The following is a 26,702-nucleotide window of genomic DNA, read 5'->3' as shown; positions in this document are numbered from 1 at the left end:
GATTTGAATTGGATTAGACCGGTTCACCTGTCTTGAACTGGGAAAATGCAGTGTTGCCTGATGGGTGCCGTTTCATCGCCTTGTTCGTCGGTAGAGTCCGCAGAGAGGCGGAACCAGACGCCGGTTTTGAAGTCGAAGAAGGAGCAACCGTGCCCAAGTACGTTTACGACTTCACCGAGGGCAACAAAGATCTCAAGGGTCTGCTCGGAGGTAAGGGGGCAAACCTCGCCGAGATGACCAATCTCGGGCTGCCGGTTCCCCCCGGCTTCACCATCACCACCGAGGCATGCCAGAACTTCCTGCGGGACGGGGTCATTCCCGAGGGAATGCAGGAGGAGGTCTCCGCGCACCTGGCAGCGCTGGAGGCCAAGATGGGACGCCGGCTGGGCCAGGCCGATGACCCGCTCCTGGTGAGCGTGCGCTCGGGGGCCGCGTTCTCCATGCCCGGCATGATGGAGACCGTTCTCAACATCGGTCTGAACGACGAATCGGTCCACGGACTGGTCAAGCAGGCGAGCGGCAACGAGCGTTTCGCCTGGGACTCCTACCGGCGCCTCATCCAGATGTTCGGCAAGACCGTCCAGGGCATCGACGGCGAGCTTTTCGACGAGGCGCTGGAGGAGCTCAAGGCCGGCCGCCCCGACCTGGAACTGGAGGCGGCCGACTTCCGGCGCCTGGTCGCGACCTACAAGGACATCGTCCGTGCCCAGACCGGCGAGGACTTCCCCGCGGACCCCCACCGGCAGATGAGCATGGCGGTGGAGGCCGTGTTCAAGTCGTGGAACGCCCCGCGAGCCGTCCTCTACCGTCGTCAGGAACGTATCCCCGCCGACCTGGGCACGGCGGTCAGCGTCTGTTCGATGGTCTTCGGCAACTGCGGCATGGACTCCGGAACCGGTGTGGCCTTCACCCGCGACCCCGGCTCGGGACAGCAGGGCGTCTACGGCGACTACCTGCAGAACGCCCAGGGCGAGGACGTGGTCGCGGGCATCCGCAACACCATGCCGCTGCAGGAACTGGAGAGCCTCGACAAGGCCGTCTACGACGAGCTCATGCGGATCATGGAGACGTTGGAGAACCACTACCGGGATCTGTGCGACATCGAGTTCACCGTCGAGCGCGGCAAGCTCTGGATGCTCCAGACCCGGGTGGGCAAGCGGACCGCGGGCGCGGCCTTCCGCATCGCCGTGCAGCTCGCCGACCAGGGTTTGATCAACCTCGACGAGGCCGTGACCCGGGTGACCGGTGACCAGCTCGCCCAGCTCATGTTCCCCCGCTTCGCCGCCGACTCCGGTGGCGAGGTGATCGCCAAGGGGATGAACGCCTCGCCGGGCGCGGCCGTCGGCAAGGCCGTCTTCTCCACCGAGCGGGCCGTCGAGCTCGCCGCGCGGGGAGAGGCGGTCATCCTGGTCCGCAGGGAGACCACCCCCGACGACCTGGCCGGGATGATCGCCGCCCAGGGCGTCCTGACAAGCCGCGGCGGCAAGACCTCGCACGCCGCCGTGGTCGCCAGGGGCATGGGCAAGACCTGCGTCTGCGGGGCCGAGGAACTGGAGGTCTCGGTCAAGGACCGCAGGTTCACCACGCCTTCCGGTGTCGTGGTCTCCGAGGGAGACGTCATCTCCATCGACGGCACCAGCGGGACCGTCTACCTCGGCGAGGTGCCCGTGGTCCCCTCCCCGGTCGTGGAGTACTTCGAGGGTGTGGGCGACCAGGACGACGAGCTCGTCGGCGCCGTGCGCCGGATCATGTCCCACGCCGACCAGGTACGCCGGATGGCCGTGCGCGCCAACGCCGACAACGCCGAGGACTCCGCCAGGGCGCGTCGGTTCGGTGCCCAGGGCATCGGGCTCTGCCGTACCGAGCACATGTTCCTCGGCGAGCGCCGCTGCCTGGTCGAGGACCTGGTGCTGGCCACCTCCGACGAGGAGCGTGAGCGGGCACTGGCCGCGCTGGAGCCGCTGCAGAGGGCGGACTTCACCGGGATCTTCCAGGAGATGGAGGGGCTGCCCGTCACGATCCGCCTGATCGACCCGCCGCTCCACGAGTTCCTGCCCGACTTCACCGAGCTGTCGGTGAAGGTCGCCCTCGCGGGCGACGGGGCGGAGCAGAAGGACCGAGAGCTGCTGGCCGCGCTCAAGCGGCTCCACGAGCAGAACCCGATGCTGGGCCTGCGCGGTGTCCGGCTCGGCCTGGTCATCCCCGGCGTGTTCGCCATGCAGGTCCGGGCGATCGCGGCGGCGGCCAAGGCAGTGCCCGGCAGCCGCGCGGAGATCATGATTCCGCTCGTGGCCGCGGTCCAGGAGTTGGAGCATGTCAAGGACGAGGCACGGCAGATCCTTGCCGAGGCCGGGGTCGAGGCGCTGATCGGTACGATGATCGAGGTGCCGCGCGCGGCGCTGACCGCCGGCCAGATCGCCGAGGCCGCCCAGTTCTTCTCCTTCGGTACCAACGACCTGACCCAGATGACCTGGGGTTTCTCTCGCGACGACGTCGAGGCGGCGTTCTTCTCCAAATACCTTGAGCTCGGCGTCTTCGGCGTCTCCCCGTTCGAGACCCTGGACCGTGACGGCGTCGGCAGGCTCGTCACCATCGCCGTGGAGGAGGGCCGCAAGGTCCGGCCCGACCTGAAGCTGGGCATCTGCGGCGAGCACGGCGGAGACCCTGACTCGATCCACTTCTGCCACCAGGTGGGGCTGGACTATGTGTCCTGCTCGCCGTTCCGTGTCCCGGTCGCCCGGTTGGAGGCCGCTCGCGCCACCCTGGCCGGCGCCGGATCCGACACTCGCTGACCTTCGGATCTCACCCGGACTTCGCGGGTGTGCCGTCTCCGGTACCGCGGGAGGCGACACCCGCGGAGCCGGGCCCCGTGGTCGCCCCACCTCACCGGGGCGGCCTCGGGGTCCGGTACGAGCCGGGGCGAAGGTCACAGGTCCCGGTAACCAGGTGTTTTCTCGTCGTTCCGCATAGTGCTCTCCTTTCGCGGATAAAATCACTGCACTTATGCATGGCTATGACGAACACGACCAGGCCAGATGGGTGCCGGAACCTCCCGGCAACCCTGGCAGAAACCCGTTCGGGCGTGATCGGGCGCGCGTGCTGCACAGCGCCGGACTGCGGCGGCTCGCCGCCAAGACCCAGGTCGTCGGCCCGGGAGAGACCTTCGGCAGCGGCCAGCACATCCCCCGCACCCGCCTGACCCACTCCCTGGAGTGCGCGCAGATCGGCCGGGAGATGGGTGAGACGCTGGGCCGGAACCCCGACCTGGTGGAGACCGCCTGCCTGGCCCATGACCTCGGCCACCCGCCGTTCGGCCATAACGGGGAGACGGCGCTCAACGAACTCGCCGCCGGGTGCGGTGGCTTCGAGGGCAACGCGCAGAGTCTGCGCCTGCTGACCAGGCTGGAGGCCAAGGTGGTCACCGAGGACGGCCGTAGCGCCGGCCTCAACCTCACCCGCGCCGCGCTGGACGCGGCGGTCAAGTACCCGTGGACCAGGGAAAGAAGCGCCAAGTACTGCGTCTACGACGATGACCTGCCGGTCTTCGAGTGGATCAGGGAGGGCGCACCCGAGGGACAGGTCAGCTTCGAAGCCCAGATCATGGACTGGGCCGACGACGTCGCCTACTCCGTGCACGACCTGGAGGACGCCCTTCACTCGGGCAACGTGGTGCTGGAGGCGATGCGCGACCCGGCGGAGCGCCGCGAGGTCTGCGCGACCACCCGCGAGTGGTACGCCCCCGACGCGGAGCCCGGCGAACTGGAGGATCTCTTCGGGCGCCTGATCACCCAGCCGCTCTGGCCCCGCCACTTCGACCGCTCGCTCACCGACCTCGCCGCGATCAAGGGGCTCACCAGCTCGCTGATCGGCCACTTCTGCAGGTCCGCCGAGGTGGCCACCCGTGAGGCGTACGGCCCGGCCGCCGGGCGCTACAGCGCCGACCTGATCGTGCCCAGGGCCACTCGGCTGGAGTGTGCGTTGCTGAAGGGGGTCACCGCCCACTATGTGATGGCCAGCGACGCGCACAACGCCAACCAGGCCAGGCAGCGCGAGCTGATCCACGACCTGGCCCACCAGATCATGCTGGGTGCCCCCGGCACCCTGGAACCGGCTTTCAGGCCCGCCTTCACCAGGGCGGCGGGGAACGCCGATCGGCTCCGCGTGGTCATCGACCAGATCGCCTCGCTCACCGACACCTCCGCGGTCGCCTGGCACCGCCACCTGGCGGGCCGCTGACCCGCTGTCGCGCTCAGCCGCCGCCCAGCGTGATCTGCTCCTGCTCCTCGGGCTTTTCCGGCTTCTTGGTGGGCTTCTTCGTCGGCACCGGCTTCGACGCGCAGAGGGTGACGCAGCGGGGAGCCGCCCCGGTCCGGTTCATCACGGCCCGCATCTCGTCGGCCGGAGAGAACGTGGGGTTGCCCTTCAGCCAGGCGTTCAGATAGTCCCACGGCTTGACCATGCCCCGGCGGACCCACCACAGTGAGGGATCGGTCTTCCAGGAGATCGCGAAATAGAGGTTGCTGGCCGTGGAGCGGGCATTGCCCGAGTTGCCGATCTGGCCCAGGGCCTGGCCGGCGCTGACGCGCACCCCCGGCCTGACCTCCGGGGCGACCTTGTCCAGATGGCCGCCCAGGTAGCGCACGCCGTCGTCGCCGATGATCGTGACGAAGCGCCCCTCCCGGTCGGCGCCGCGATCGGTGGACGGCTTCCAGCGGTTCTTGACGTTGACCTCGTCGACCACGCCGTTCACCGGCGCGACGAAGGAGCAGCCCTTGGCCGCCCAGATCGTGGTCTTGGGCAGCACCAGAAGCCTGCTCTGGTAGTTGACCGGGCAGTCCTTCACCGGGAAGACATAGGTGTGTTTGGACACCTTCGGCGGCGGAACCCGCACCGGGGGGTCGGCCTTGGGACGGTCGACCGCCGTCTGTGGGGCGGGGGTCGGCGTGGCCTCGGGCATGGTCGCGGTGACCGAGGCCGGTGCCCCGGCGACGGCCTCGGACTCGAAGCTCGGGGCCGCCGTGCCGATGCCCGCCACCCCACCCGGCGACGCGCAGGCTCCGGTGACGAGCACCGCACCTGTCACGGCGGCCAATCGTGCTATATGCCCCGATCGCATGATCTCCACCCGCGTACATTATCGAGAATCCGCCTTTACCTTTGTAACCGACGTCATGGTTGGTCACGACCGCTTCGGGAAAGTCATCGTTCCTGCTGTCCCTCCCGTCCCGGCGGCACCGCTGCCACCTGTCCGGGGGCGGACCGGGCCGACTGCTCCGACCTGTCGGGGGGCCGGACTAGACTCGCGGCGTGGCAGGCCGGATCAGTGACGAGGACATCGCGCTCGTACGGGAGCGCTCACCGATCGCCGACATCGTGGGCGAGCACATCCAGCTCCGCAACGCGGGCGGCGGCAACCTGAAAGGGCTCTGCCCCTTTCATGAGGAGAAGAGCCCGTCGTTCAACGTGACCCCCACCCGGGGTTACTGGTACTGCTTCGGCTGCGCCGAGGGCGGTGACGTCATCACCTTCGTCCGGCGCCTGGAGCACCTGTCGTTCGGCGAGGCGGTCGAGCGGCTGGCCGGTCGGGCGGGCATCCAGCTCCGCTACGAGCAGGGCGGATATGTCCCGGGACGCGAGCAGGGCGAGCGCACCCGCCTGATCGAGGCCCATCGGGCGGCGGCCGAGTTCTACGCCTCGAAGCTGTCCGCGCCCGACGCCGCGATCGGGCGCAGGTTCCTGTCGGAGCGCGGGTTCGAGCGGGTCGACGCCGAGCGTTTCGGCGTCGGGTACGCCCCGGCCGAGTGGGAGGCGCTCTCGCGGCACCTGATGGCCAGAGGGTTCACCAGCGCGGAGCTGATCAAGGGAGGGCTGGCCAAGGAGGGACGGCGCGGCCCGATCGACCGCTTCCGGGGACGGCTGGTCTGGCCCATTCGCGACATAACCGGGGACGTCATTGGTTTCGGCGCGCGGAAGTTGAACGACGCCGAAGACGGACCGAAGTATTTGAACACCCCAGAAAGCCCGCTCTATAAGAAGAGTGAGGTTCTCTATGGTGTCGACCTGGCCAAGCGCGAGATCTCCAAGCGCTCCCAGGCCGTGATCGTCGAGGGCTACACCGACGTGATGGCCTGCCACCTGTCGGGCGTGCCGACGGCGGTGGCCACCTGCGGCACCGCGTTCGGCGAGGAGCACATCAAGGTGCTCCGGCGGCTGCTGCTCGACCACACGGGCTCCCAGGGCGAGGTGGTCTTCACCTTCGACGGCGATTCCGCCGGGCAGAAGGCGGCGCTGCGCGCCTTCGCCGACGAGCAGAAGTTCGCCACCCAGACCTTCGTGGCGGTGCAGGCGGACGGGCTCGACCCGTGCGACCTGCGCATCAGGCAGGGCGAGGCGGCCGTGCGCGACCTGATCGCCGGTAGGGAACCGCTGTTCGCCTTCGCCATTCGCAGCGTGATCTCCCGCTACGACGCGAGCACCAACGAGGGGCGGCTCGCCGGACTCGACGCCGCGGCACCCATCGTGGCCCGGATCAAGGACCAGGGGCTGCGCAAGCTGTACGCGGTGAGCCTGGACCGCTGGCTCGGTTTCAACGACGAGAGCTTCGTGCTGGACCGGATCATGGAGGTGTCCCTGCGGGCACAGCCTGGCCCCCGCCAGAAGGCCAGGCCGAGGAAGGTCGCGGACCTGACCGATCCCACACTCAGGACCGAGGCCGAGGTTCTCAAACTGGCGGTGCAGCGTCCCGCGCTGCTCGGCCCGGAGTTCGACGTGATGGGCAAAGAGGCGTTCACCCTTCCCGAGCATCTCGCCCTCTACAAGCTCATCGCCGACGCGGGCGGCACGGCGGCGGCCGGAGCCGGCGGGCGGGAGTGGGTGGACCGGTTGCTGAACGGCGTGAGCGACTCGCTGAGAGGGCTCCTGACCCGTTTCGCGGTCGAGGAGATCCGCGCCGACCTGACGAGCGAGGAGCGGTACGCGGCGGGGCTGCTGGTGGCACTCGAACTGATCACCGTCACCCGCGTGCTCGATCAGCTCAAATCACGCATGGAGCGGACCAATCCCGTCGAGGAGCCGGAGGAGTACAAGCGGCTCTACGCGGAACTGGTCGCGCTTGAGCAGCAGCGGCGCGTGCTGAGGGAACGCGCCGCCGCGAGCTGACCGCGTAATTGGCTTTAATATCCGCGAGGCGATTCCACCAAACCCGAATAAGGTCTCAGTTCGATAATGATCGCGGCCTTACCTTCGGTGACAAAAATAGGTCTGCCATTTAGGGGACCCAATACAGCAGACTGTCTCCCGTGGGTGCATCGGTGCTGCCAAGTGGGCCGCCATCGGTAGACCAGGTGGCCGACCTCGTCACGAAGGGAAGAGAGCGCGGAAGCGTCACGGTCGATGACGTGGCCGCCGCTCTCGACAAGTCCGAGCTGCCGTCCGACGCGCTTGAACGCGTCGTCCGCATGCTCGCCGAGCACGGAGTGGAGGTTCTCGAGCCTCAGAGCGACGAGGAACCCACCCGGTCCGATGAGGAGGATATCGGGAAAAGGGCTCCTACCAGCGATCTCGTCCGGATCTACCTGCGGGAGATCGGCCGGGTGCCCCTGCTCACCGCCGAGGAGGAGGTGGAGCTCGCCAAGTCCATCGAGGCGGGCCTGTTCGCCGAGGACAAGCTGACCAGCGTCGTCTCACGTCTGGTCTTCCCGGAGTTCAAGGAGCTCGCCTGGCAGGGCACACGGGCCAAGCAGCGGCTGATCGAGGCCAATCTGCGACTGGTCGTGTCAATCGCCAAAAGATATGTGGGACGCGGCATGCTGTTCCTGGATCTCATCCAGGAGGGCAACCTCGGGCTCATCCGGGCGGTCGAGAAATTCGACTACACCAAGGGCTACAAGTTCTCCACATATGCCACCTGGTGGATTCGCCAGGCGATCACCAGGGCCATCGCGGACCAGGCGCGCACCATTCGGATTCCGGTGCACATGGTCGAGACGATCAACAAGCTGGTGCGTGTCCAGCGCCAGCTCCACCAGGACCTCGGCCGCGAGCCCGCGCCGGAGGAGATCGCCCTGGAGATGGACCTGCCGATCGACAGGGTGATCGAGATCCAGCGGATCGCTCAGGAGCCGGTCTCGCTCCAGTCACCCATCGGTGAGGAGGACTCCGACCTCGGTGACTTCATCGAGGACGCGGACGCGGTGGTCCCGATGGAGGCGGCGGCCTTCATCATGCTGCAGGACCAGCTCGACGACATCCTCGCGACGCTCTCAGATCGTGAACAGCGCATCATCCAGCTGCGCTTCGGGCTCGCGGACGGCCACCCCCGGACGCTGGAGGAGGTCGGCAGGGAGTTCGGCGTGACGCGCGAGCGCATCCGTCAGATCGAGTCGAAGACCCTCGCCAAGCTACGCCACCCGACGAGGGCGCAGATGCTCCGCGACTACCTCGACTGAGGAGCCATACGGCGCGGGCCCCGGGAACCTGGGTTCCCGGGGCCCGCGCCGTTTCGCGGCCCTTTTTTCCGCGTCCGGAAAGGCGGGCTGTTCTCCCGGCCGATACAGGCGCAGACTGGGCGGATGGAGTCGCGAGCGGCGGTCGACGATGCCGCGCTCGGGCGCGAGGCCTGGTCCGTGCTCGACGCGAACTCGACGGGTGCCGCCACCGTGCCCGCGCCGGGCCTCTATCCGCACCAGTGGAACTGGGACTCCACCTTCGTCGCGATCGGCCTGGCCCGCTGGGACACCCGCAGGGCCGGGACCGAACTGCTCAGCCTGCTGGCGGGGCAGTGGCACACCGGGATGGTGCCGCACATCGTCTTCCAGCCCGCCCACGAGGAGGTCTACTTCCCCGGTCCGGCCATCTGGCGCTCGACGGAGCACCGGGCCGCTCCCCACGGTGTGTGCACCTCCGGGCTGACCCAGCCGCCACTGCAGGCACTGGCCCTGTGGTGGGTGTGGCGGCACGCGGCCGACCGCGACACGGCCGTGGCCCTGGTACGGCGGATCTACCCGATGCTGGTCGCCCAGCATGACTATCTCGCCATCTCCAGGGATCTGGGCGGGGGAGGGCTGGCCGCGATCGTGCATCCATGGGAGTCGGGGATGGACGACAGCCCCGTCTGGGACGCCCCGCTGGAGGCGCTGCCCCCGGTCCGCCGCGCCTACCGGCGTGAGGAGCCCTCCCAGTGGCAACCCGACAGCCACCACGACCGCTACATGGCGCTGGTCCTGGGCTACCGGGACTCCGGCTACGACCCGGCCTACCTGAGAGACGAACACCCGTTCGCGGTCGAGGACCCAATGTTCAACGGGATCTGGCTCGCCTCCTGCCAGGCACTCGTCGAACTGGCGCCGGTGGCGGGCGCGGACGCGGGTCCGTACCGGGAGGCGGCGGAGCGGATCCGCGCCGCGCTGCTGGACCGGCTCTGGGCCGACGGTGCCTTCCGCGCCCGTGACCTGCGCGCGGGGCGGCTCAGTTCCATCCGCACGGTCGGCTCCTTCGGCCCGATGCTCGATGCGGGGCTGCCGGCCGACCGGGTCGCGGAGCTGGTGGGGACGTTGGAGTCGGCGAGCTTCATGGGAGCCGCGGGGTACCCGGTGCCGAGTTGTGAGATCCGCGCTCCGCAGTTCGACCGATCCTGCTACTGGCGCGGGCCGTCCTGGGTGAACACCAACTGGCTGCTGCGGCGGGCGGCGGCGGTGCACGGCCTGACGGGGTTGGTGCGGGTGCTGGGCTCGCAGACCCTGCGCCTCGTACGGCAGGCGGGTTTCCGCGAGTGCTTCGATCCCTTCGACGGCAGCGGACGAGGCAGCCGGGACTTCTCCTGGTCGGCCGCGCTCACCCTCGACCTGCTCGCGGATACCGTGGAGTGTTGAGGTGCGGCCATCGCCGGACACGACACCGAACCATGCGCTGCCGCGCCGCGCCTGTCCACGCCGTGAGGATTTCAGATGAAGCTCTTCCGTCGCCTGCCCGCCGAGATCCGCGGGGCCGTCGATCCCGGTGACCGGGTGCTCACCTATGCCGAGGGCCCGGGCGGTTACGTGATCGCCGCGGACAGGGCACTTTACCTGGGCGGCGAGCGCCTGCCCTGGTTCTGTGTGGACCGTGGCGCCTGGGACGAGGAGGGACTGACCGTCGTCACCACCGACGGGCGGTCGTACCGGGCACTACTGCCCGAGCCCGGCAGGATCCCCGAGGCCGTACGGGAGCGGGTGACCGCCTCGATCGTGGTCAACCACTACGTCCCGCTGGACGCGCGAGGGGGAGTGCGGCTGGTGGCGAGGAGGGCCGACGCCGACCGGTTGGTCTGGGAGTTCGTCTTCGACGCGGGTCTTGACCCGGACGACGCCGGGCTGCGCGCTCTCGCGGAGCAGGCGCTTGAGGAGACCCGCAGGAGCTTCGGCGTCTGAGCCGGGGCTGAGGGGGCCGGGACACGCGAAAGGCCCCCGAAGGGGCCTTTCACGGGGTCCTCCGGTGCCGACAGGGCGGCACCGGCAAGATCAGTGAGGCGTGTCGGTCCGCTGTCTCTCCGGCCAGCCGGTGCCCGTGTCGTCGTGCTCGTCGTGCCAGCCGTTCGCCGCCTGCAGGAAGGGCAGCCGGTTCCTGGCCGCGTCGCTCACCTTGATCCTCGCCACGCCGGTGGCCTTGGAGACCTTGGCACCCATCAGGCCGGCTGTCTCCTGCACGGTGGGGTTGTCGATGACCCGCTGGGTCATCCTCTTGATCTGCTCGTAACGTTCCCGCCCGGCGCGGCTCCCCAGGATGTAGCCGGCCGCGAAGCCGATCCCGAACATCAACCGATAACGCATGTCCACCTCCACAAGCATGTTCCGCCGGTCCCTGTCCTGTGATCACCTGCGGATAGCCATTCGTCTCGCACCTACCCCGGACTATCGATGCGACACACACCCATGGAGTGCGCTAATCTATTCCTGCGCCGCAAGGAACGGGAACACCCGATCCGACCAGCGCAAAGCGCAATCCCGTGTAGCTCAATCGGCAGAGCAGCCGGCTGTTAACCGGCAGGTTATAGGTTCGAGTCCTATCGCGGGAGCCAGCGTCAGAGCCCCGGAAGCCCAGCTTCCGGGGCTTTTGGCATCTCATGCCCCGGTTTGGCGGCCTGCTCATGCCCCGATTCAGCGGACAAACCACGGTGAATCACAGAAAATGAGTGAGGCCATGCCCGGTGTCGCCGCGATCGTGACGAGTGAGCCGGTGCGTGGTCGCCGCGGACCAACAGTGATCGCAGCGGGGAAGGGCCGCCGCGTTCAGGGCACCACGCCGCCCGGAACGGCAGTCGTGCTCGTGAGCCACAATGGGTGGTTTTTCTGTGCTGACCTGGCGAAGGTCCCGGCGGCGTGCGCCGGATCCGTTCCACGAGGCCCTCAAGGTCCCCGAGGTGCCTCCAGCCGACGTGATGGCGGCGGCCGAGGACTACCTGCGGCTGTTTTACGCGGAGAATCCCGGTGCGGGGGTCCTGCGGGAGCGCCTGCGCGAGATCCGGCAGGAGATCGCCGACACGGGAACGTACACGCACACCAGCGGTGAGCTGGTCTTCGGTGCCAGGGTGGCCTGGCGCAACAGCGGCAGATGCATCGGGCGGCTGTACTGGCGCTCGCTGCGGGTGCGCGACCGGCGGCATGTCACCACGGCCGAGGGCGTCGCCGTCGAGTGTGTGAACCACCTGCGGGACGCGGCGCCCGGCCGCCGGATCCGCCCGACCATCACCGTGTTCCCCCAGGACCGGCCGGGGGCGCCGGGACCGCGGATCTGGAACGAGCAGCTCATTCGGTACGCCGGGTACGCGATGGCGGACGGTTCGGTCGTCGGGGATCCCCGCTACGTCGGCTTCACCGCGATGCTGCGCGAGCTGGGCTGGTCCGGCGGCCCCGGAAGTCCCTTCGACGTCCTCCCGCTGGCGATCTCGGTTGGGGACGGGTCGCCGCTGCTGTCCACGATTCCCGGCGACGCGGTGCTGGAGGTCGCGCTTTCGCACCCCCGTCACCGGTGGTTCGAGCAACTGGGGCTGCGTTGGCACGCGGTACCGGCCATCTCGAACATGTGCCTGGAGATCGGCGGTGTCTGCTACCGGGCGGCGCCGTTCAACGGCTGGTACATGGGCACCGAGATCGGCGCCCGCAACCTGGCCGACGCCGACCGCTACGACCTGATGCCGTTGATCGCCCGGCGTCTGGGCCTGAACACCGGCACCGACCGCTCGCTCTGGCGGGACCGGGCGCTGGTGGAGCTGAACGTGGCGGTCCTGCACTCCTTCGAGCGGGCGGGGGTGACGATGACGGACCACCACACCGAGGCCAGGCACTTCCTGATCCATCTGGAGCGCGAGGAGCGGGCAGGACGGGTCTGCCCCGCGGACTGGACCTGGATCGTGCCGCCCATGTCCGCCTCGGCCACGCCGGTCTTCCACCGCTACTACGAGGACAGGCGGCTGTCGCCGAACTTCGTCCACCACGCCGACTCCCTGGAGCGGGCGCTCGGTCACCGGACTGCGACGGGAGGTTGACTCAGAGGTAACGTGCCGACGGCCGCGTGGTGGGGCGCATCCCGGCCTGCTCCCGCGGACCGCCCGCTCCTCGGTCCGCTCGCACCTGCTGACACCGGGGAGGGAAAAGGTGTAGAACGATATTCTGTAGCTCTCCGGGTGGGGGGCTCCTGTGCGGGAGCGCCCCGAGGGCTTCCGGGAGGGAGAGGCGATGGCCGACCTGGTGCTGCCGTCGATCGAGCGGGGCGTGTTGACGCTGACGTTCAACCGGCCGGACCGGCTCAACGCCTGGACCGACGAGATGGGCCGCTGCTACTTCGACCGGCTGGCCGAGGCGGAGAAGAACCCAGAGGTCCGGGTGATCGTGGTCACCGGGGCGGGAAAGGGCTTCTGCGCCGGGGCGGACTTCCGGACGCTCACCGCCATCCAGGACGGTTCGTACGCGGGGGAGCCCGACCGGCGTCCCAACACCTTCCCGACCACGATCCGCAAGCCGATCATCGCCGCGGTCAACGGCGCCTGCGCCGGGCTCGGCATGGTCCATGCCCTGGTCTGCGACCTGGTCTTCACCGCCGCCGAGGCCAAGTGGACCACCGCCTTCGCCCGGCGCGGCCTGGTCGCCGAGTACGGCCTGTCGTGGATCCTGCCCCGCCTGGCCGGGCAGGCCAGGGCCATGGACCTGCTGCTCTCCGGGCGCACCTTCACCGGTGCCGAGGCCTGTGAGCTGGGTCTGGCCAACCGGGCGGTGCCGGGAGAGCGGCTGATCGAGGAGACCCTGGCCTACGCCCACGAGCTGGCGACGTACAGCTCTCCGGCCTCGATGGCCGTGATCAAGCGGCAGATCTGGGGCGACTGGCAGCGAACCCTGGAGGCGTCGGAGTCGGCCGCGGCGCGTCTGATGGTCGACTCCTTCACCCGGCCGGACTTCGCCGAGGGCGTCGCCAGCTTCGTCGAGCGCCGCGCCCCCGGCTTCCCGCCGCTGTAGTCACTCCGGCGCATCTCGGCTGACCAGGGTGAGCCAGTGCGGGGCGGCGTCGAAGGGGGCCGTGCGGGCGGTGACGGCCTCCATCAGCCAGGCGGCCGAGGCGCGGGCGCTCCGGACGACCTCGGGCGGGTAGGCGTACCTGACCCTGTGCTCCTCGAACTCGTCCTCGTCGTCCAGGAAGACCCGGGTGGTGCGGCCCTTCGCCAGGTTCCGGCGTGTCCGGATCACGTCGAGGTCCAGGTCGACCATGGTGACCTCGCCGTCGCTCCACCGTGGCACGGTGGAGATGTCGCAGTAGATCTCGTGCTTGTGCGGGGCGGAGTTGAAGGCGGCGGTCCACCAGGCGTCGCGGGGGAAGAGCATCACGAAGGCGTGCGGGGAGGCCACCTCGGGCCCGTGGCCCTTGCGGCTGACGGAGTTGGCCGCGCAGCCGGTCCACACTCCGTGCTCGTCCTCGCCGAGCAGGAGACCGCTGTGGTGCCAGTGCAGTGACCCGTCGTATTTGCGGTAGACCACTTTCACCGTCTCATAGGACATTCCCCAACATTAAGCCTTGACAGAGATCTATGTATTTCCTACCTTCTAAATAGGTTAAGAGTGTCAGTGCGAAGCCCCGGCTGGCTGACCGGCAACCCTCGCACCGCGGCGGGGTGCCCCCGGGGGAGACCTGGCGGCACGGTCGGCGTGCCGCAAGCGCGGACCCCCTCACCGGGGTCACCGAGACATGTCCGGGAGTGCCACATGTCGAAGACCAGCACAATGAACTGCGCGAGCCCCCTCGACCCCGACACCCACGGCCACTACCGGCCGCACCGTAGAGCCGCCGTATGAGCGCCTCGATCGCCGTCGTCGGCGCCGGCCCGACGGGCACCTGCCTGGTGGAACGCATCTGCGCCAACGCCGCCGACCTGCTCGGCTGGCCCTCACTCGACGTTCACGTGATCGACCCCCACCCGCCGGGCGGCGGCCGCGTCTGGCGCCGTGACCAGCCCGAGCTGCTCTGGATGAACTCCGTGGCCGCCGACGTGACGCTCTTCACCGACGAGTCGGTGCGCTGTGAGGGACCGATCCGTCCAGGCCCCACGCTGGCCGAGTGGCTCGGCGGGGACCCCGGCGCCTTCGCCTCCCGCCCGGCACACAACGGCTACCTCTCCCACGTCTTCAGGCACGCGGTGGCGACCGCCCCGCGCGGGGTCCGGGTGCACGTGCACCCGGACCGCGCCGTCGACCTCGCCGACATCCCCGGCGGCCAGGCGGTGCGGCTGGAGGGCGGCCGGACGATCGAGGTCGACGCGGTGATCCTGGCCCAGGGGCACGGCGACGTGACCCCGAACGGGGAGGAACGGGCGCTGGCCGACCTGGCCGCGCGCGGCGGGCTGCGCTACCTGCCCACCGGATACGCGGCCGACCTCGACCTGGACGGCATCCCCGCCGGCGAGCCGGTGATCGTGCGGGGGATGGGGCTGGCCTTCGTCGACCTGATGGTGCTGCTCACCTCGGGCCGGGGCGGCCGCTTCGTGCGCGAGTACGACGGGGAGCTGGTCTACCTGCCCGGCGGGCGAGAACCCCTGCTGCATGTGGGATCGCGGCGCGGCGTGCCGTACCACTCCAAGACCGGCTACCCCTTCGAGGGCGCACGCCCGCCGGTGCCGCGCTTCCTCACCCGCGAGGCACTGGGCGAGGGCCCGTGGAACTTCCGCCGGGACGTGTGGCCGCTGGTCGCCAAGGAGCTCGCCTTCGCGTACTACCACGAGCTCATCACCGCCCACCCCAAGCGCGCCAGGCTGGACTGGGCGGCGTTCGCGGAGGCGTTCGCCGAGGAGGAGTGGCGCAGCCCGGGCATCCGCAAGCTGATCCGTACGGCCGTGCCCCGGCACCTGGACCGGCTCGACTTCGACCGGCTCGACCGGCCGCTGGAGGGCATCAGGTTCGGCGACCGGGCGGGGTTGCAGAAATGGATGCACGGCTACCTCGCGGTCGACCTGGAGCGGCGCGCCGACCCGGCGCACAGCGCCGACCACGCCCTGATCCTCGGGCTGCTCTCCGTCTACGGGGCCCTGGCCGAGCTGGGCATCTCCGACCCGTGGTTCCACGGGTTCTTCAGCCACCTCGCCAGCGGCCCGCCGGGCCCCCGTCTTGCGGAGCTGCGCGCCCTGGCCAGGGCGGGGGTGGTCACCTTCCTCGGCGCCGACCTCAAGGTCGACCATCACGACGGGCGCTGGCGGGCGCAGAGCCCCACCGTGCCCGGCGGCGTGACGGCCACCACCCTCGTGGAGGCCAGGCTGCCCGCGCCCAGCGTGAGCCGGGCCACCGACCCGCTCATCGGCGCGCTCCGCGACCGGGGCGAGCTCGACGAGAAGTCGGGACTGGTGAACGTGCGGGCCGCGGACCGCCGCCTGGTCGACAGGTCCGGCGCCCCGCACTCGCGCAGGTTCGCCTTCGGCCCTTGGGTCGTCGGCGGCCAGGCCACCGGCGGCTTCGCCAGGCCCCGCCTCAACGCCCCGCTCTTCCGCCACGCCGACGCCCTCGCCCGGATCGTCCTGTCCGAGGCCGTCGGCACCCAGATAAGACGGCACGTCGCATGAACCGCCAGGTCTCGAAGGAGAAGACAGTGAAGTTGCGATGGGGCGCCCTGACACTCGCCGGGGTGTTGGCGCTGGCGGCGTGCGGAGCCGAGAGCGAGGCCCCGACCGTGGCGGCCGGCGGCGACGGAGGGTCGCTCGTCTGGGCCGTCGAGACGCAGCCGATCACCTTCAACCCGCACCAGTGGGGCCAGAACAAGGCGCGCCTGCTGGTCCACAACCAGTTCGACGCGTTGATCGCCCGAGGCGGGAACGGCGATTTCCTGCCGTGGCTGGCCACCTCCTGGCAGGTTTCCAAGGACGGTCTGACCTACACCTTCGAGCTCCGTGACGACGTGACCTTCCACGACGGCGAGAGGTTCGACGCCGCCTCGGTGAAGGCCAACCTCGACCAGCTCGTCTCGCCCGGCTACAACGCCGCGGTCAGCGCCATCCAGCTGCGCAACTTCGACCACGCCGAGGTGAGCGCCCCGTACACCCTGAAGGTCACGCTGAAGGCCCCGGACGGACTGTTCCTGGACTTCCTCTCCTCCCCGCTCGCCGGTCAGGTCTCCCCGAAGTCACTGAAGAACGCCAAGGACCTCAAGGCGGGCGGGGTCGACGTGGTCGGCACCGGGCCGTTCATCCTCGACCGGTTCACCCCAGGCCAGGAGGTCCACTACCGGCGCAACCCGAACTACGACTGGCCGCCCGCCGGCGCCGCCCACCAGGGGCCGGCACACCTGGCCGAGGTCACCTACCGCTTCCTGCCCGAGGCGGCGGTACGGGTCGGCGCGCTCACCTCCGGGCAGGTACAGGTGATCGAGGGCGTGCCCGCCACCGAGATCGGCCTCATCAAGGGCGACCCGGAGCTGACGCTGGAGACCAGCCTCAACTCCGGCAGCGCGTTCTCCTACTACTTCAACGTCTCCCGCCCCCCGTTCGACGACAAGCGGGTCCGCGAGGCGTTCCGCGACGCCGTCGACGTGGACGCCGTGCTCGACTCCGTCTACCAGGGCGCCGCCAAGCGAGCCTGGAGCGTCATCGGCCAGGGCAGCCCGCAGTTCTACGACCCCTCGCCGGAGAACACCTTCGGCAACGACCCGGCGCGGGCCAACAGGCTGCTCGACGAGGCCGGCTGGAACGAACGCGACCCCGAGGGCTACCGGGTCAAGGACGGCAGGCGGCTGACGGTCCGCACGATCAGCGCCGCGCCGTTCGTCCGCGACCGCCGTGACATCCTCGCCCAGGCCGTCCAGGCGGCGGTCAAGCAGAGCGCGGGCATCGACTTCCAGGTCAAGCTCGTGGACCAGGGCACCGCGCAGCAGGCCGCCGACGAGAACGAGTACGAGATCTTCGAGAACTCGCGGGGCGACACCGATGCCGGGGCGGCGCTCAACCTGATCCTGCCGAAGGGCGCCGCGATCAACCGTACGAGGTTCGAGAGCGCGGAACTGGACAGGCTGCTCACCGACGCGTCGGCGACCTCCGACCTCGCCGAGCGCAAGAAGCTCTACGCCAAGGTGCAGAAGACCGTGGTCACGGACGAGGCACTGCTGCTCCCGCTGTACGTGCCCGCCGACCAGATCGCCTACGGCGCGGGTGTCACCGGCATCACCTTCGAACCGGTCTCCGGCACCCCCAACAGTGCCTATGACGTCCGGATCGGGACATGAGTCCCCTCACACTCACCCGGCGGCGGGGGCTGGCCGCCGCCGGGTGGCTCGGCCCGGCGGCCAGGCGGCTCGGAGCGGGCGTCGCCGTGCTCTGGGCCGCCGCCACCGCGGCCTACCTCGCGCTGATGCTCGCCCCCGGCGACACGATCGACGTACTGATCGGCGACGGCCTCGACACCCCCGAGCGGCGGGCGCAGATCATCGCCGAGTGGGGGCTGGACCGCTCACCGCTCCAGCAGTACGGCGACTACCTGCTCCGCCTCCTCCAGGGCGACCTGGGCCACTCCTACGTCCTGCAGCGCGGTGTGGGGGAGATCCTGGCCTCCCAGATCTGGCCGACGGTCCAGCTCGCGCTCACCGCCGCGACCTTCGGGGTGCTGCTGGCCCTGGTGCTCGCCCTGGCCACCGCCGGGCGCCGGTCCTGGCTCGGTGGCCTGGTCGGGCTCTCGGAACTGGCCGTCGTCTCGGTCCCGCCGTTCCTCGTCGGCATCCTGCTGCTCGCCGTCTTCTCCTTCACCCTCGGCTGGTTCCCCGTCTCCGGTGACCGGGGGTTCGTCTCGCTCGTACTGCCGGGACTGGCGCTCGGCCTGCAGATCGCCGGGGTGCTCGGCCAGGTGCTCCGCGAGGGCCTGGAACGCGCGCTGGAGGAGCCGTTCGCGGTGACCGCGCGCTCGCGCGGCATCACCGAGTGGCGGCTCGTCGCCGGGCACGCCCTGCGACACGCGCTGCTCCCCGCCGTCACCCTCACCGGCTGGTTCACCGGCGCCCTGCTCGGCGGCGCGATCATCGTGGAGGCGGTGTTCGGCCGCCCCGGGCTTGGCCAGGTCACCGTCGGCGCGGTGAACAGCAAGGACCTGCCCCTGGTGATGGCGATCGTGCTGATCTCCGCCCTCGCCTACGTGACGGCCAGCACGATCGTCGACCTCGCCTACCTCGCGATCGACCCCCGCCTGAGGAGGAGCAGATGACGACGGTCGCCGAGATTCCCGGTGTCGAGGCCGTGGCTCCCGCCCCGGCGCGGCGCCGGTACGCCTTCAGGGTGCCGGCGGCGGTGCCGCTGCTGTTCCTGGCGGTGGCCGCGGTCGCCGCCGTCGCGCCCGGCCTGCTGACCGGCGTCGACCCGCTGGCAGCCGACCCGCTGCACGCGCTCGCCGGGCCGAGCGCCGAACACTGGTTCGGCACCGACCACCTGGGCCGCGACGTGCTGTCGCGCGTCGTCCACGGTGCCGGGCACTCGCTGAGCATCGGTGCCGCGGCCATCGGCCTGGCAGCCGGGGCGGGCGCCCTGCTGGGTGTCCTGGCCGGACTGTCCCCCCGCTACCTCGACGAACTGCTCAGCCGCCTGTTCGACGTGGTGGCCACCTTCCCGGAGCTGCTGCTCGCTCTGCTGGTCATCGCCGTCACCGGTCCGGGAACCGGCAATGTGATCCTCGCGATCGGCATCGCACAGATTCCCAACTACGCCCGGGTGATCCGTGCCCAGACGTTCGTGGTGCGCCGCTCCGGCTACGTCGAGCAGGCGGTCACCTTCGGCCTGGCCAGGCCGGTGCTCGTCGCGCGCCACGTGCTGCCCAACGTGCTGGGGCCGCTGCCGGTGCTCGCCACGATCGGCATGGGCACCGCCATCATCGCCACCTCCGGTCTCAGTTTCCTCGGCATGGGGCCGCAGCCGCCCAGCCCCGAGTGGGGCTCGATGCTGTCGGAGGCCCGTGACTACCTGCGCGTCGCCTGGTGGGCCGTGCTCTTCCCCGGCCTCTCCGTCACTCTGACCGTCATCAGCCTGACACTCGTCGGGCGCCGCCTGCAGCGCCGTTTCGAAGGGAGAGACCGGTGAGTCTCATCGACATCGAGGACCTGCGGGTCGGCTTCCCCCGGGCCGGGGTGGAGGCCGTACGGGGAGTGAGCCTGTCGATCGAGGCGGGCGAGTGCGTGGCGATCGTCGGGGAGTCGGGTTCGGGCAAGAGCGTCACGGCCAGGACACTGGTCGGGCTGACCGGCCCCGGCGCCTCGGTCACCGCCGCCCGGTTCACGGTCGACGGCCGGGACGCGCTCGGGTTCGGCGCCCGCGACTGGCGGCGGCTGCGCGGCCGGTTCGCCGGATTGGTGCTCCAGGACGCGCTGACCTCGCTGGACCCGCTCCGCACCGTCGGCGACGAGATCGCCGAGGCGCTCGCCACCCACGATGTCGTACCCCGTGCGGCCCGGAGGGAAAGGGTGATCGAGCTGCTGGACGCGGTCGGGGTGCCGGAGCCGGAGGTGCGCGCCCGGCAGTACGCCCACCAGCTGTCCGGGGGGCTGCGCCAGCGGGCCCTGATCGCCTCCGCGATCGCCGCAGACCCGCCACTGATCATCGCCGACGAGCCGACGACGGCGCTCGACGTCACCGTACAGGCCCAGATCCTGCGTCTGCTCGCCGCCCGCAAGGCCACCGGGAGCGCACTGCTCATGATCAGCCACGACCTCGCCGTGGTCTCCGCCATCGCCGACCGGGTACTGGTCATGAAGGACGGGGTGATCGTCGAGGAGGGGGAGACAGGACGGGTGCTGGCGCGGCCCCGGCACGACTACACCAGGCTGCTGCTCGCGGCCGTACCCTCCGCGATCTCGCGCGGCACCCGGCTGTCCACCATCGCCGCCGGGGGCATCGCGCTGCGCACCCCGCTGCCGGAACGGACCGTGGACCACGTCGCGCCGATTCTGGAGGCCTCGGGGCTCACCGCCGTGTACGGTTCGCGCACCGTGGTCGACGACGTGTCCTTCGAGGTCTTTCCCGGCGAGACGCTCGGCATCGTGGGGGAGTCCGGTTCCGGCAAGACCACGGTGGCCCGGCTCGTCCTCGGCCTGCTCGAACCCGCCTCGGGAGAGGTGTTGCTGGGCGGTGAACCCTGGTCGGGCATCCCCGAGCGGGGACGACGCACCCGCAGGTCCCGGATCCAGGTGATCTCCCAGAACCCGCTCGGGTCGTTCGACCCCCGCTACACGGTGGGCCACCTGGTCGCCGAACCGCTCCGCGGCGCCTCCTCCGGGAGCGGATCCCGTCGCGGGGCCCCTTTCGGGAGTGGTTCCCGTCGCGGGGCCCCGGCCTCGTGGCGGAAGGACCGGGTGGCCGAGCTGCTCGACCGGGTCGGGCTACCGGCCGACGTCGCGGGACACCATCCCCGGCGCCTGTCGGGCGGCCAGCGCCAGCGGGTGGCCATCGCCAGGGCGCTGGCCACCCGTCCCGACGTGCTCGTCTGCGACGAGCCGGTCTCCGCGCTGGACGTGTCGATCCAGGCTCAGGTGCTCGATCTGCTCGCGGAGATCCAGGCGGCGGACGGAACCGCGATGATCTTCATCTCGCACGATCTGGGGGTGGTCCACCACGTCGCGGACCGGGTGCTGGTCATGCGCTCCGGGCAGGTCGTGGAGGACGGGTACGTGGATGAGGTGTTCTTCCTGCCCGAGCACGACTACACCCGCGAGCTGCTCGGCGCGGTGCCCAAGCCGGTCTCCGCCGGACCCTGACCAAGATTGCGGATGTCGGGCAGGAGCAGGACGCCCAGGCAGGAGACGGCCAGCAGCGCCGCCGCCCCGTAGAGGGTGGCCGCCGCGCCCACCGCGCCGGCCAGCGGCCCGGCCAGGGCCATGCCGAGCGGCGTCAGCCCGATGGAGAGCAGCCAGTCGTAGGCGGACACCCGTGAGATCGCCTCGGCGGGGATGTGCTGTTGCACGGCGGTCTCCCAGAGCGGGGACATGAACGCCAGACCGCCGGTCGCCAGCCCGAAAGCCACGGCGACGGCGAGCGCGGGCGCGCCGGCGGCGAGCAGGGCCAGCGGGAGCGCGCCGAGCGCGAGCGCGAGGTTGGCCACTACCAGGGGGCGCCGGGGCCTCGCCCGGAGTGCCACCAGCGCGCCGCAGAGGGCACCGACCGTGCCGCCCTGCACGATCGTGCCCCAGGCGAGCTCACCGCCGAGGCTCGTGACGGCGATCACCGGTCCGATCGTGATCATGGCGCAGCGGGCCAGGTTCCACAGCGAGTGGCCGATGAGGTTCGTCCAGTACCACCGGTGGCGGCGCAGCAGCGCCCAGCCCTCGGCGAGCTGCCCGAGGAACCGTTCGTGCGGCACGGGCGGGATCGGCCCGAGCCGGAGGCGGCCGAGCAGCACCGCGCTGGCGGTGAAGGTCGCGGCGTCCAGCAGCAGCGCCCAGCCGGGGCCGGCGGTCAGCGCGAGGGCGGTGGCGATCCCCGGTCCGAGCAGTACGGACCCGCGCTGGGCGATCGCCATGAGCGCGTTGGCCCCGGGAAGGTGCTCGGCCGCCACGGTGGCGGGCACCAGACCGGTCGTGGCGGGCAGGAAGAACGCGGAACCGGCGCCGGAGACCGCGGCCAGTGCGGCCAGGTGGACGATGTCGACGGTGCCGGTGACCAGTTCGACGCCCATGGCGGCGTGGGCGAGGCCGCGGACCAGATCCGCGCCGATCATCACGCGGCGGCGCGGCAGCCGGTCGGCCCAGACGCCGCCGGGCAGCATCAGCGCCACCATGGCGATCGACTGGGCGGCCAGTACCACCCCGAGGTCGGTGACCGAGCCGGTCGCGGTGGCGATCGCCAGTGCGAGGGCCACCGAGGTGACGGAGTCGCCGAGGCTCGACAGGGTCTGGCCGGCCCACAGCAGGCGGAAGCGGGGGTCCCGTAAGGGGACCCAGGAGGCTCGCAGGGGGGTCATGGGGCGAAGTTACTACGAAATCGAAATATATGCATCCGTATAAATGATGGGCCGACGGAGCGCCGCGTGGTGTCGCGGGTGTCCGCCGCGATGACGAGGAGGCCTTGGCGTACCGGCCCGTCAGGACCGAGGCCGGTCGCCGCTGCGGGGCCGCGTTACCCTGTGGGCATGTCAGAGCCTGACTCCGTCGATCGGCACATCGCGCACTGGTCCCGTGAGCTGTCCGACCTCGACCCGCAGATCGAGGGGATCTTCACGCGCATGCAGATGCTCGTGAAAGTGCTCAGGCGCACCAAGGACAGATGGCTGGCCGCCGGAGGACTCAAGCACTGGGAGTTCCAGGTCCTGCACCATCTGGTCGCGGCCGGGCCGCCCTACCGGGCGACCCCGTCGCTGCTGGCCGAGTGGCTCGACACCCACCCGGCCACCATGACCAACCGGCTCGACCGGCTGGAGCAGTCCGGCTACGTCGACCGCGTGCCCGACCCCGGCGACCGCCGCCGCCTGCTCGTCGCGCTGACCCCGGCCGGGCGCGCGATCTGGCAGGAGCGGATGGACGACGGCGGTCTGGAGGAGCAGGCCCTGCTCGCCCCGCTCGACCCCGGCGACCGCGAGCTCCTCGACGACCTGCTGCGCCGGATGGTCCGCGCGGCGGAGGCGGACGGACCGCCGCTCATGCCCGACTGGCCGTCAGGCTCGGACACGGAAAACCGCATGTCGAACCGGGGAACGGATGGTTAGCATGAGAGCATGACCTTCCTGCTGATGCGCTTCCCCGCAGCCGGGGTCACCTGACGTCTTCTTGAGGCCCTGAAACGGGGCCTCGATCTGTTTTCGGGCTCCAGCGGAGGTTCCGATGTCCCGAATCCTGCTCACCACCACCATCCCGTACGTCAACGCCCGCCCCCACCTGGGCTTCGCCCTGGAGCTCGTTCAGGCGGACGTGCTCGCCAGGCACCACCGCCTGCTCGGCGACGAGGTCAGGTTCCAGACGGGCACCGACGACAACTCGCTCAAGAACGTGCGGGCCGCCGAGGCCGAGGGGATCGCCGTACGGGATCTCGTCGACCGCAACGCCGCCGAGTTCGCCCGGCTGGCGGGACCGCTCTCACTCTCCTGCGACGACTTCATCCGTACCAGCGCCGACCCCCGGCACCGGTCCGGCGTCGAGCGGTTCTGGCGGGCCTGCTCCGCGGACCTGTACCGCAGGCACTACGAGGGCCTCTACTGCGTCGGCTGCGAGCAGTTCTATCCGTCCGACGAGCAGTGTCCCGAGCACGACGCCCCGCTCCAGCGCGTGTCCGAGGAGAACTGGTTCTTCCGTCTGTCCCGCTACCGCGACGAGCTGTACGGCCTGATCGACAGCGGTCGCATTCGCGTCGAGCCCGCCGAGCGCCGCAACGAGATCCTGGCCTTCATCGCCGCGGGGCTGTCCGACTTCAGTGTCTCCCGCTCCCAGGCGCGGGCGCGCGGCTGGGGCATCCCGGTGCCGGGCGATCCCGGGCAGGTGATCTACGTGTGGTGGGACGCGCTCGGCAACTACCTGACCGCGCTGGACTACGCGAAGGGAGAGCACGGCCACTGGTGGTCCGGTGCCGACCGGCGGATCCACGTGCTCGGCAAGGGCGTCCTGCGCTTCCACGCGGTCTACTGGCCGGCGATGCTGCTGTCGGCGGGGGAGGTGCCGCCGACGGACATCCTGGTCCACGACTACCTGACCGTGGACGGCCGGAAGATCAGCAAATCGGCCCTCTCCGGTGTGGGCGGCGGGCAGGGCGCCCCGGGTGTCCTCAGCGCTGTGGGTGGCGCCTCCGCCGAGGTCTGTCCCGGTGCTTCGGGGAGCCTCGATGTCTCCGGCCGCTCCGGTGGTGGCCTCGCGGGAACCGATCTCTCGGCCGTCGACCCGATCGGGCTCGTCGAGGCGTACGGCGTGGACGCGGTCAGGTGGTGGCTGCTGCGGGAGGTGCCCAGGGTCGGCGACGTCGACTTCACCGCGAGGCGGCTCATCGCCCGTCACGACGGCGAGCTGGCCGACGGGCTGGGCAACCTCGTCAACCGGGTGGTCAGCATGGTCCACCGCTACCGGGACGGGATCGTGCCCGAGGCGCGCGAGACGGCTCTGGACGAGGTCAGAGGTCAGGCCCGAGGCCTGGTGATCGAGGCCCTGGAGGCGTTCGACTTCCGCGCGGCCACCGCCGCCGTCTACGCGGTCGCCGAGGAGGCCAACCGGTACGTCAACCGCGTCGAGCCGTGGCGCCTCGCCCGCGAGGGCTCGCCCCGGCTCGACGCGGTCCTCGGCACCCTGGTCGCCACCTGCCGGGAACTGGCGGACCTGCTGGCCCCCTTCCTCCCGGACGCCTCGGTGCGGATCGCCGGCCAGTGCCGGGGAGAGCGGCTCGCCGACCCGGTCCCGCTCTTTCCGCACCACCGCCCTCGGGGCCCCGCCCCGGCCCGCGCGTCATCAGTACTCTCATCCCACCCGAGCCCCGTCACCGCGGGAAGAGCCGGCGGGTGAAACGGGCGCCGGAAGCCATCAGGCGGGTCGTTCAGACCAGTCGCCGTGCTCCCGCAGCCGGGGTCGCCGGATAGATCTCCGGCGCGGCCCAGCCACGCTCGGCGTAGGCGCGGGTAACGGTCTCCCGTACGGACTCCACCCGCTCGTCGGTGACCAGTGCGATCGCCGAGCCGCCGAACCCGCCGCCGGTCATCCGAGCCCCCCGGGCACCGCCCTTGACCGCCGACTCCACGGCCACGTCCAACTCGGCACAGGACACCTCGAACTGATCGCGCAGCGACAGGTGGGAGGCGTTCAGCAGGGCGCCGATCTCCCGTACCGCCCCGGCCCGCAGCAGTCCGATCACCGCCTCGACCCGGTGGTTCTCCGTCACCACGTGCTGGGTACGCCTGCGTTCGTCGCCGCTCAGCCTGGCGAGGGCGCCACCCAGGTCGGTGACGTCGCGCAGCGCGTCGAGGCCCAGGTGCTTCGCGGCGTTCTCGCAGTCACGGCGGCGGCGGGCGTACTGCCCGTCGGGGAGCTCGTGACGCACCCCGGTGTTGATGATGAGCAACTGGAGGCCGTGGCTCGCCAGGTCGAACGGGATGCTCCTGGTACTGAGGCTCCGGCAGTCCATGAACAGCGCCTTTCCCTCCTCCGCGAGGGCCGAGGCCGCCTGGTCCATGATCCCGCACGGCATGCCCACGAAGTCGTTCTCGGCCTTCTGTGCGGTCAGCGCGATCTCCATCTTGGTGAGGCCGAGCTCGTACAGCTCGTTCAGCGCCGTACCGACGACCACCTCAAGCGCCGCGCTCGACGACAGCCCCGCCCCCTGGGGCACGTCCCCGTCGATCACCACGTCCGCGCCCCCGACCTGGTGCCCGGCCTCGCGGAGCACCCAGAACACCCCGGCCACGTAGCGGGTCCAGCCCTCGGCCTGGTCGAGCGTCGCGAGCGTGACCGGCTCGTCCACCTGCAACGACCGCAGCCGGACCACCTCGTCCTCACGCGGTGAGATCGCCGCGGTCACCCCCCACGGCACCGCGAACGGCAGCACGAATCCGTCGTTGTAGTCGGTATGCTCCCCGATCAGGTTGACCCGCCCCGGCGCGTGCCACACTCCGACGGGCTCCGCTCCGTACGATTCCCGGAAAGCTTCAACAACGCGCATGATCCAACACTCCTCAACAAGGTCCACCGTCAGGGTAGCGAGTCTCCCGGAGCCAGGTTCCGTCAAAGGTCACATCTTGAACCCGTCCCGCCCGGCAAGTGTGCGAACGGCGCCCACGTTTGGTTGAATGCCGCAGTACGGCGTGCACGAGGGGCGGTAGCTCAGCCGGTTAGAGCAGGGGACTCATAATCCCTGGGTCGCGGGTTCGAGTCCCGCCCGCCCTACCCCTTGTGATCACACGAAAAGCGCCCCTCAACCGCGTGTTCGCGGTTGGGGGGCGCCTTTTTCGTGTTCGGCCGTTTGTGGTTGATCCCTCCCGCGGGGGAACTGTTCGAGGCCGCAGCGGCTTGCCGTAGACCACGTCGAGTGGCTTGACGCCAGATCGCTGGACGGCCCCTCGACGCGGAGACGCACCCCGTCCATATCCACACGGCTGCCTTCAGAGGAAAAGATCACGCTGCGGTCGTGATCGAGGGGTGATCTCACCTGGTCTGGCGGTTCCAGGGTCAAGTGTCAGTAAAGAATGCAGAGGTGGTATAGCCAGGTCGGTGTACTCCTTGACCGAAACTATAAGGATTCGGTAGAAAACTCTGTAAATCTGGACGGGGAG

At 70.2% G+C, this 26,702-nt stretch carries 20 protein-coding genes, 2 tRNA genes and 1 riboswitch; of the genes, 17 read left to right on the top strand and 5 right to left on the bottom strand.

Features of this window, described 5'->3' with window-relative positions; translation table 11 throughout:
* Positions 1–149: 149 nt before the first annotated feature.
* Both ppdK and IG98_RS0100300 read left to right on the top strand, forming a co-directional pair.
* Positions 150–2,792: a pyruvate, phosphate dikinase gene (gene ppdK / locus IG98_RS0100305; protein ID WP_030903870.1), complete on the top strand. Its 2,643-nt coding sequence runs from the start codon at positions 150–152 to the stop codon at positions 2,790–2,792.
* A 211-nt stretch (positions 2,793–3,003) separates the two neighbouring features.
* Positions 3,004–4,236, top strand: coding sequence for a deoxyguanosinetriphosphate triphosphohydrolase (locus tag IG98_RS0100300; protein WP_030903868.1), 1,233 nt, complete (start codon positions 3,004–3,006; stop codon positions 4,234–4,236).
* Positions 4,237–4,249: 13 nt separating this feature from the next.
* Here IG98_RS0100300 and IG98_RS0100295 read toward each other — a convergent pair whose 3' ends face one another.
* Positions 4,250–5,083, bottom strand: coding sequence for a M23 family metallopeptidase (locus IG98_RS0100295; protein WP_245651347.1), 834 nt, complete (start codon positions 5,081–5,083; stop codon positions 4,250–4,252).
* A gap of 224 nt (positions 5,084–5,307) precedes the next feature.
* Here IG98_RS0100295 and dnaG point away from each other — a divergent pair, with 224 nt between their 5' ends.
* The 4 genes from dnaG (at position 5,308) to IG98_RS0100275 (ending at position 10,406) form a co-directional block, all read left to right on the top strand.
* On the top strand, positions 5,308–7,158 hold the full coding sequence (gene dnaG / locus IG98_RS0100290; protein WP_030903866.1) for a DNA primase: 1,851 nt from the start codon (positions 5,308–5,310) through the stop codon (positions 7,156–7,158).
* Between the two features lie 152 nt (positions 7,159–7,310).
* A complete protein-coding gene (gene rpoD, locus IG98_RS0100285) occupies positions 7,311–8,447 on the top strand; it encodes an RNA polymerase sigma factor RpoD (RefSeq protein WP_030903864.1) in 1,137 nt (378 codons plus the stop codon).
* Between the two features lie 123 nt (positions 8,448–8,570).
* On the top strand, positions 8,571–9,869 hold the full coding sequence (locus IG98_RS0100280) for an MGH1-like glycoside hydrolase domain-containing protein (protein ID WP_030903862.1): 1,299 nt from the start codon (positions 8,571–8,573) through the stop codon (positions 9,867–9,869).
* 75 nt (positions 9,870–9,944) lie between these two features.
* Positions 9,945–10,406, top strand: coding sequence for a hypothetical protein (locus tag IG98_RS0100275; RefSeq protein ID WP_030903858.1), 462 nt, complete (start codon positions 9,945–9,947; stop codon positions 10,404–10,406).
* Positions 10,407–10,496: 90 nt separating this feature from the next.
* On the opposite strand, the gene IG98_RS0100270 is transcribed toward IG98_RS0100275, so the two are convergent.
* Positions 10,497–10,805 (bottom strand): hypothetical protein, encoded by a 309-nt coding sequence (locus IG98_RS0100270; RefSeq protein ID WP_030903855.1) that lies wholly within the window; start codon positions 10,803–10,805, stop codon positions 10,497–10,499.
* A gap of 172 nt (positions 10,806–10,977) precedes the next feature.
* Between IG98_RS0100270 and IG98_RS0100265 the strand changes: the two genes are divergently transcribed.
* From IG98_RS0100265 to IG98_RS0100255, 3 genes are all read left to right on the top strand, one after another.
* A tRNA-Asn gene (locus IG98_RS0100265) sits at positions 10,978–11,053 on the top strand.
* 273 nt (positions 11,054–11,326) lie between these two features.
* Positions 11,327–12,520, top strand: a complete 1,194-nt coding sequence (locus IG98_RS0100260) for a nitric oxide synthase oxygenase (protein ID WP_245651346.1) — start codon at positions 11,327–11,329, stop codon at positions 12,518–12,520.
* Positions 12,521–12,710: 190 nt separating this feature from the next.
* The gene (locus IG98_RS0100255) at positions 12,711–13,484 is read left to right on the top strand and encodes an enoyl-CoA hydratase-related protein (protein ID WP_030903849.1); all 774 of its coding nucleotides are present in this window, start codon (positions 12,711–12,713) and stop codon (positions 13,482–13,484) included.
* Here IG98_RS0100255 and IG98_RS0100250 read toward each other — a convergent pair whose 3' ends face one another.
* Entirely contained in the window at positions 13,485–14,021 is a 537-nt protein-coding gene (locus IG98_RS0100250; protein ID WP_030903847.1) for a DUF402 domain-containing protein, read from the bottom strand.
* 52 nt (positions 14,022–14,073) lie between these two features.
* A riboswitch (SAM riboswitch) is annotated at positions 14,074–14,186 on the top strand.
* A gap of 125 nt (positions 14,187–14,311) precedes the next feature.
* Here IG98_RS0100250 and IG98_RS0100245 point away from each other — a divergent pair.
* From IG98_RS0100245 to IG98_RS0100225, 5 genes are read left to right on the top strand one after another with little or no spacing between them, the layout of a single operon-like run.
* A complete protein-coding gene (locus IG98_RS0100245) occupies positions 14,312–16,069 on the top strand; it encodes an FAD/NAD(P)-binding protein (RefSeq protein ID WP_030903844.1) in 1,758 nt (585 codons plus the stop codon).
* A 26-nt stretch (positions 16,070–16,095) separates the two neighbouring features.
* Positions 16,096–17,721 (top strand): ABC transporter substrate-binding protein, encoded by a 1,626-nt coding sequence (locus tag IG98_RS0100240; RefSeq protein WP_037969081.1) that lies wholly within the window; start codon positions 16,096–16,098, stop codon positions 17,719–17,721.
* On the top strand, positions 17,718–18,689 hold the full coding sequence (locus IG98_RS0100235; protein WP_030903840.1) for an ABC transporter permease: 972 nt from the start codon (positions 17,718–17,720) through the stop codon (positions 18,687–18,689). The genes IG98_RS0100240 and IG98_RS0100235 overlap by 4 nt, the downstream gene beginning before the upstream one ends.
* Positions 18,686–19,555 (top strand): ABC transporter permease, encoded by an 870-nt coding sequence (locus IG98_RS0100230; RefSeq protein ID WP_030903838.1) that lies wholly within the window; start codon positions 18,686–18,688, stop codon positions 19,553–19,555. Before IG98_RS0100235 ends, IG98_RS0100230 begins: the two co-directional genes overlap by 4 nt.
* The gene (locus IG98_RS0100225; protein ID WP_030903836.1) at positions 19,552–21,225 is read left to right on the top strand and encodes a dipeptide ABC transporter ATP-binding protein; all 1,674 of its coding nucleotides are present in this window, start codon (positions 19,552–19,554) and stop codon (positions 21,223–21,225) included. Before IG98_RS0100230 ends, IG98_RS0100225 begins: the two co-directional genes overlap by 4 nt.
* Here the strand turns inward: IG98_RS0100225 and IG98_RS0100220 are convergent.
* Positions 21,171–22,427, bottom strand: a complete 1,257-nt coding sequence (locus IG98_RS0100220) for an MFS transporter (protein WP_037969079.1) — start codon at positions 22,425–22,427, stop codon at positions 21,171–21,173. The genes IG98_RS0100225 and IG98_RS0100220 overlap by 55 nt on opposite strands.
* Before the next feature lie 168 nt (positions 22,428–22,595).
* Here IG98_RS0100220 and IG98_RS0100215 point away from each other — a divergent pair, with 168 nt between their 5' ends.
* Both IG98_RS0100215 and IG98_RS53040 read left to right on the top strand, forming a co-directional pair.
* Positions 22,596–23,168, top strand: coding sequence for a MarR family winged helix-turn-helix transcriptional regulator (locus IG98_RS0100215; RefSeq protein ID WP_051751359.1), 573 nt, complete (start codon positions 22,596–22,598; stop codon positions 23,166–23,168).
* Positions 23,169–23,283: 115 nt separating this feature from the next.
* A complete protein-coding gene (locus tag IG98_RS53040; RefSeq protein ID WP_245651345.1) occupies positions 23,284–24,942 on the top strand; it encodes a methionine--tRNA ligase in 1,659 nt (552 codons plus the stop codon).
* A gap of 31 nt (positions 24,943–24,973) precedes the next feature.
* Here IG98_RS53040 and galK read toward each other — a convergent pair whose 3' ends face one another.
* Positions 24,974–26,092 (bottom strand): galactokinase, encoded by a 1,119-nt coding sequence (gene galK / locus IG98_RS0100205; protein WP_030903826.1) that lies wholly within the window; start codon positions 26,090–26,092, stop codon positions 24,974–24,976.
* Between the two features lie 150 nt (positions 26,093–26,242).
* On the opposite strand from galK, the gene IG98_RS0100200 reads away from it, so the two are divergent.
* A tRNA-Ile gene (locus IG98_RS0100200) sits at positions 26,243–26,316 on the top strand.
* The last annotated feature ends 386 nt before the right edge of the window (positions 26,317–26,702 follow it).

This window comes from Streptosporangium amethystogenes (assembly GCF_000721075.1).
In the GTDB taxonomy this organism is placed as follows: Bacteria; Actinomycetota; Actinomycetes; order Streptosporangiales; family Streptosporangiaceae; genus Streptosporangium; species Streptosporangium amethystogenes.
This window is presented reverse-complemented; position numbering and strand designations above follow the sequence as displayed.

What these genes read in the sequence shown, in the direction of transcription:
- IG98_RS0100300 (WP_030903868.1), top strand. Translation starts at nt 3,004, where the DNA reads ATGCATGGCTATGACGAACACGACCAGGCCAGATGGGTGCCGGAACCT.
- IG98_RS0100280 (WP_030903862.1), top strand. Translation starts at nt 8,571, where the DNA reads ATGGAGTCGCGAGCGGCGGTCGACGATGCCGCGCTCGGGCGCGAGGCC.
- IG98_RS0100275 (WP_030903858.1), top strand. Translation starts at nt 9,945, where the DNA reads ATGAAGCTCTTCCGTCGCCTGCCCGCCGAGATCCGCGGGGCCGTCGAT.
- IG98_RS0100270 (WP_030903855.1), bottom strand. Translation starts at nt 10,805, where the DNA reads ATGCGTTATCGGTTGATGTTCGGGATCGGCTTCGCGGCCGGCTACATC.
- IG98_RS0100255 (WP_030903849.1), top strand. Translation starts at nt 12,711, where the DNA reads ATGGCCGACCTGGTGCTGCCGTCGATCGAGCGGGGCGTGTTGACGCTG.
- IG98_RS0100250 (WP_030903847.1), bottom strand. Translation starts at nt 14,021, where the DNA reads ATGTCCTATGAGACGGTGAAAGTGGTCTACCGCAAATACGACGGGTCA.
- IG98_RS0100245 (WP_030903844.1), top strand. Translation starts at nt 14,312, where the DNA reads ATGAGCGCCTCGATCGCCGTCGTCGGCGCCGGCCCGACGGGCACCTGC.
- IG98_RS0100235 (WP_030903840.1), top strand. Translation starts at nt 17,718, where the DNA reads ATGAGTCCCCTCACACTCACCCGGCGGCGGGGGCTGGCCGCCGCCGGG.
- IG98_RS0100230 (WP_030903838.1), top strand. Translation starts at nt 18,686, where the DNA reads ATGACGACGGTCGCCGAGATTCCCGGTGTCGAGGCCGTGGCTCCCGCC.
- IG98_RS0100220 (WP_037969079.1), bottom strand. Translation starts at nt 22,427, where the DNA reads ATGACCCCCCTGCGAGCCTCCTGGGTCCCCTTACGGGACCCCCGCTTC.
- IG98_RS0100215 (WP_051751359.1), top strand. Translation starts at nt 22,596, where the DNA reads ATGTCAGAGCCTGACTCCGTCGATCGGCACATCGCGCACTGGTCCCGT.
- IG98_RS53040 (WP_245651345.1), top strand. Translation starts at nt 23,284, where the DNA reads ATGTCCCGAATCCTGCTCACCACCACCATCCCGTACGTCAACGCCCGC.
- galK (WP_030903826.1), bottom strand. Translation starts at nt 26,092, where the DNA reads ATGCGCGTTGTTGAAGCTTTCCGGGAATCGTACGGAGCGGAGCCCGTC.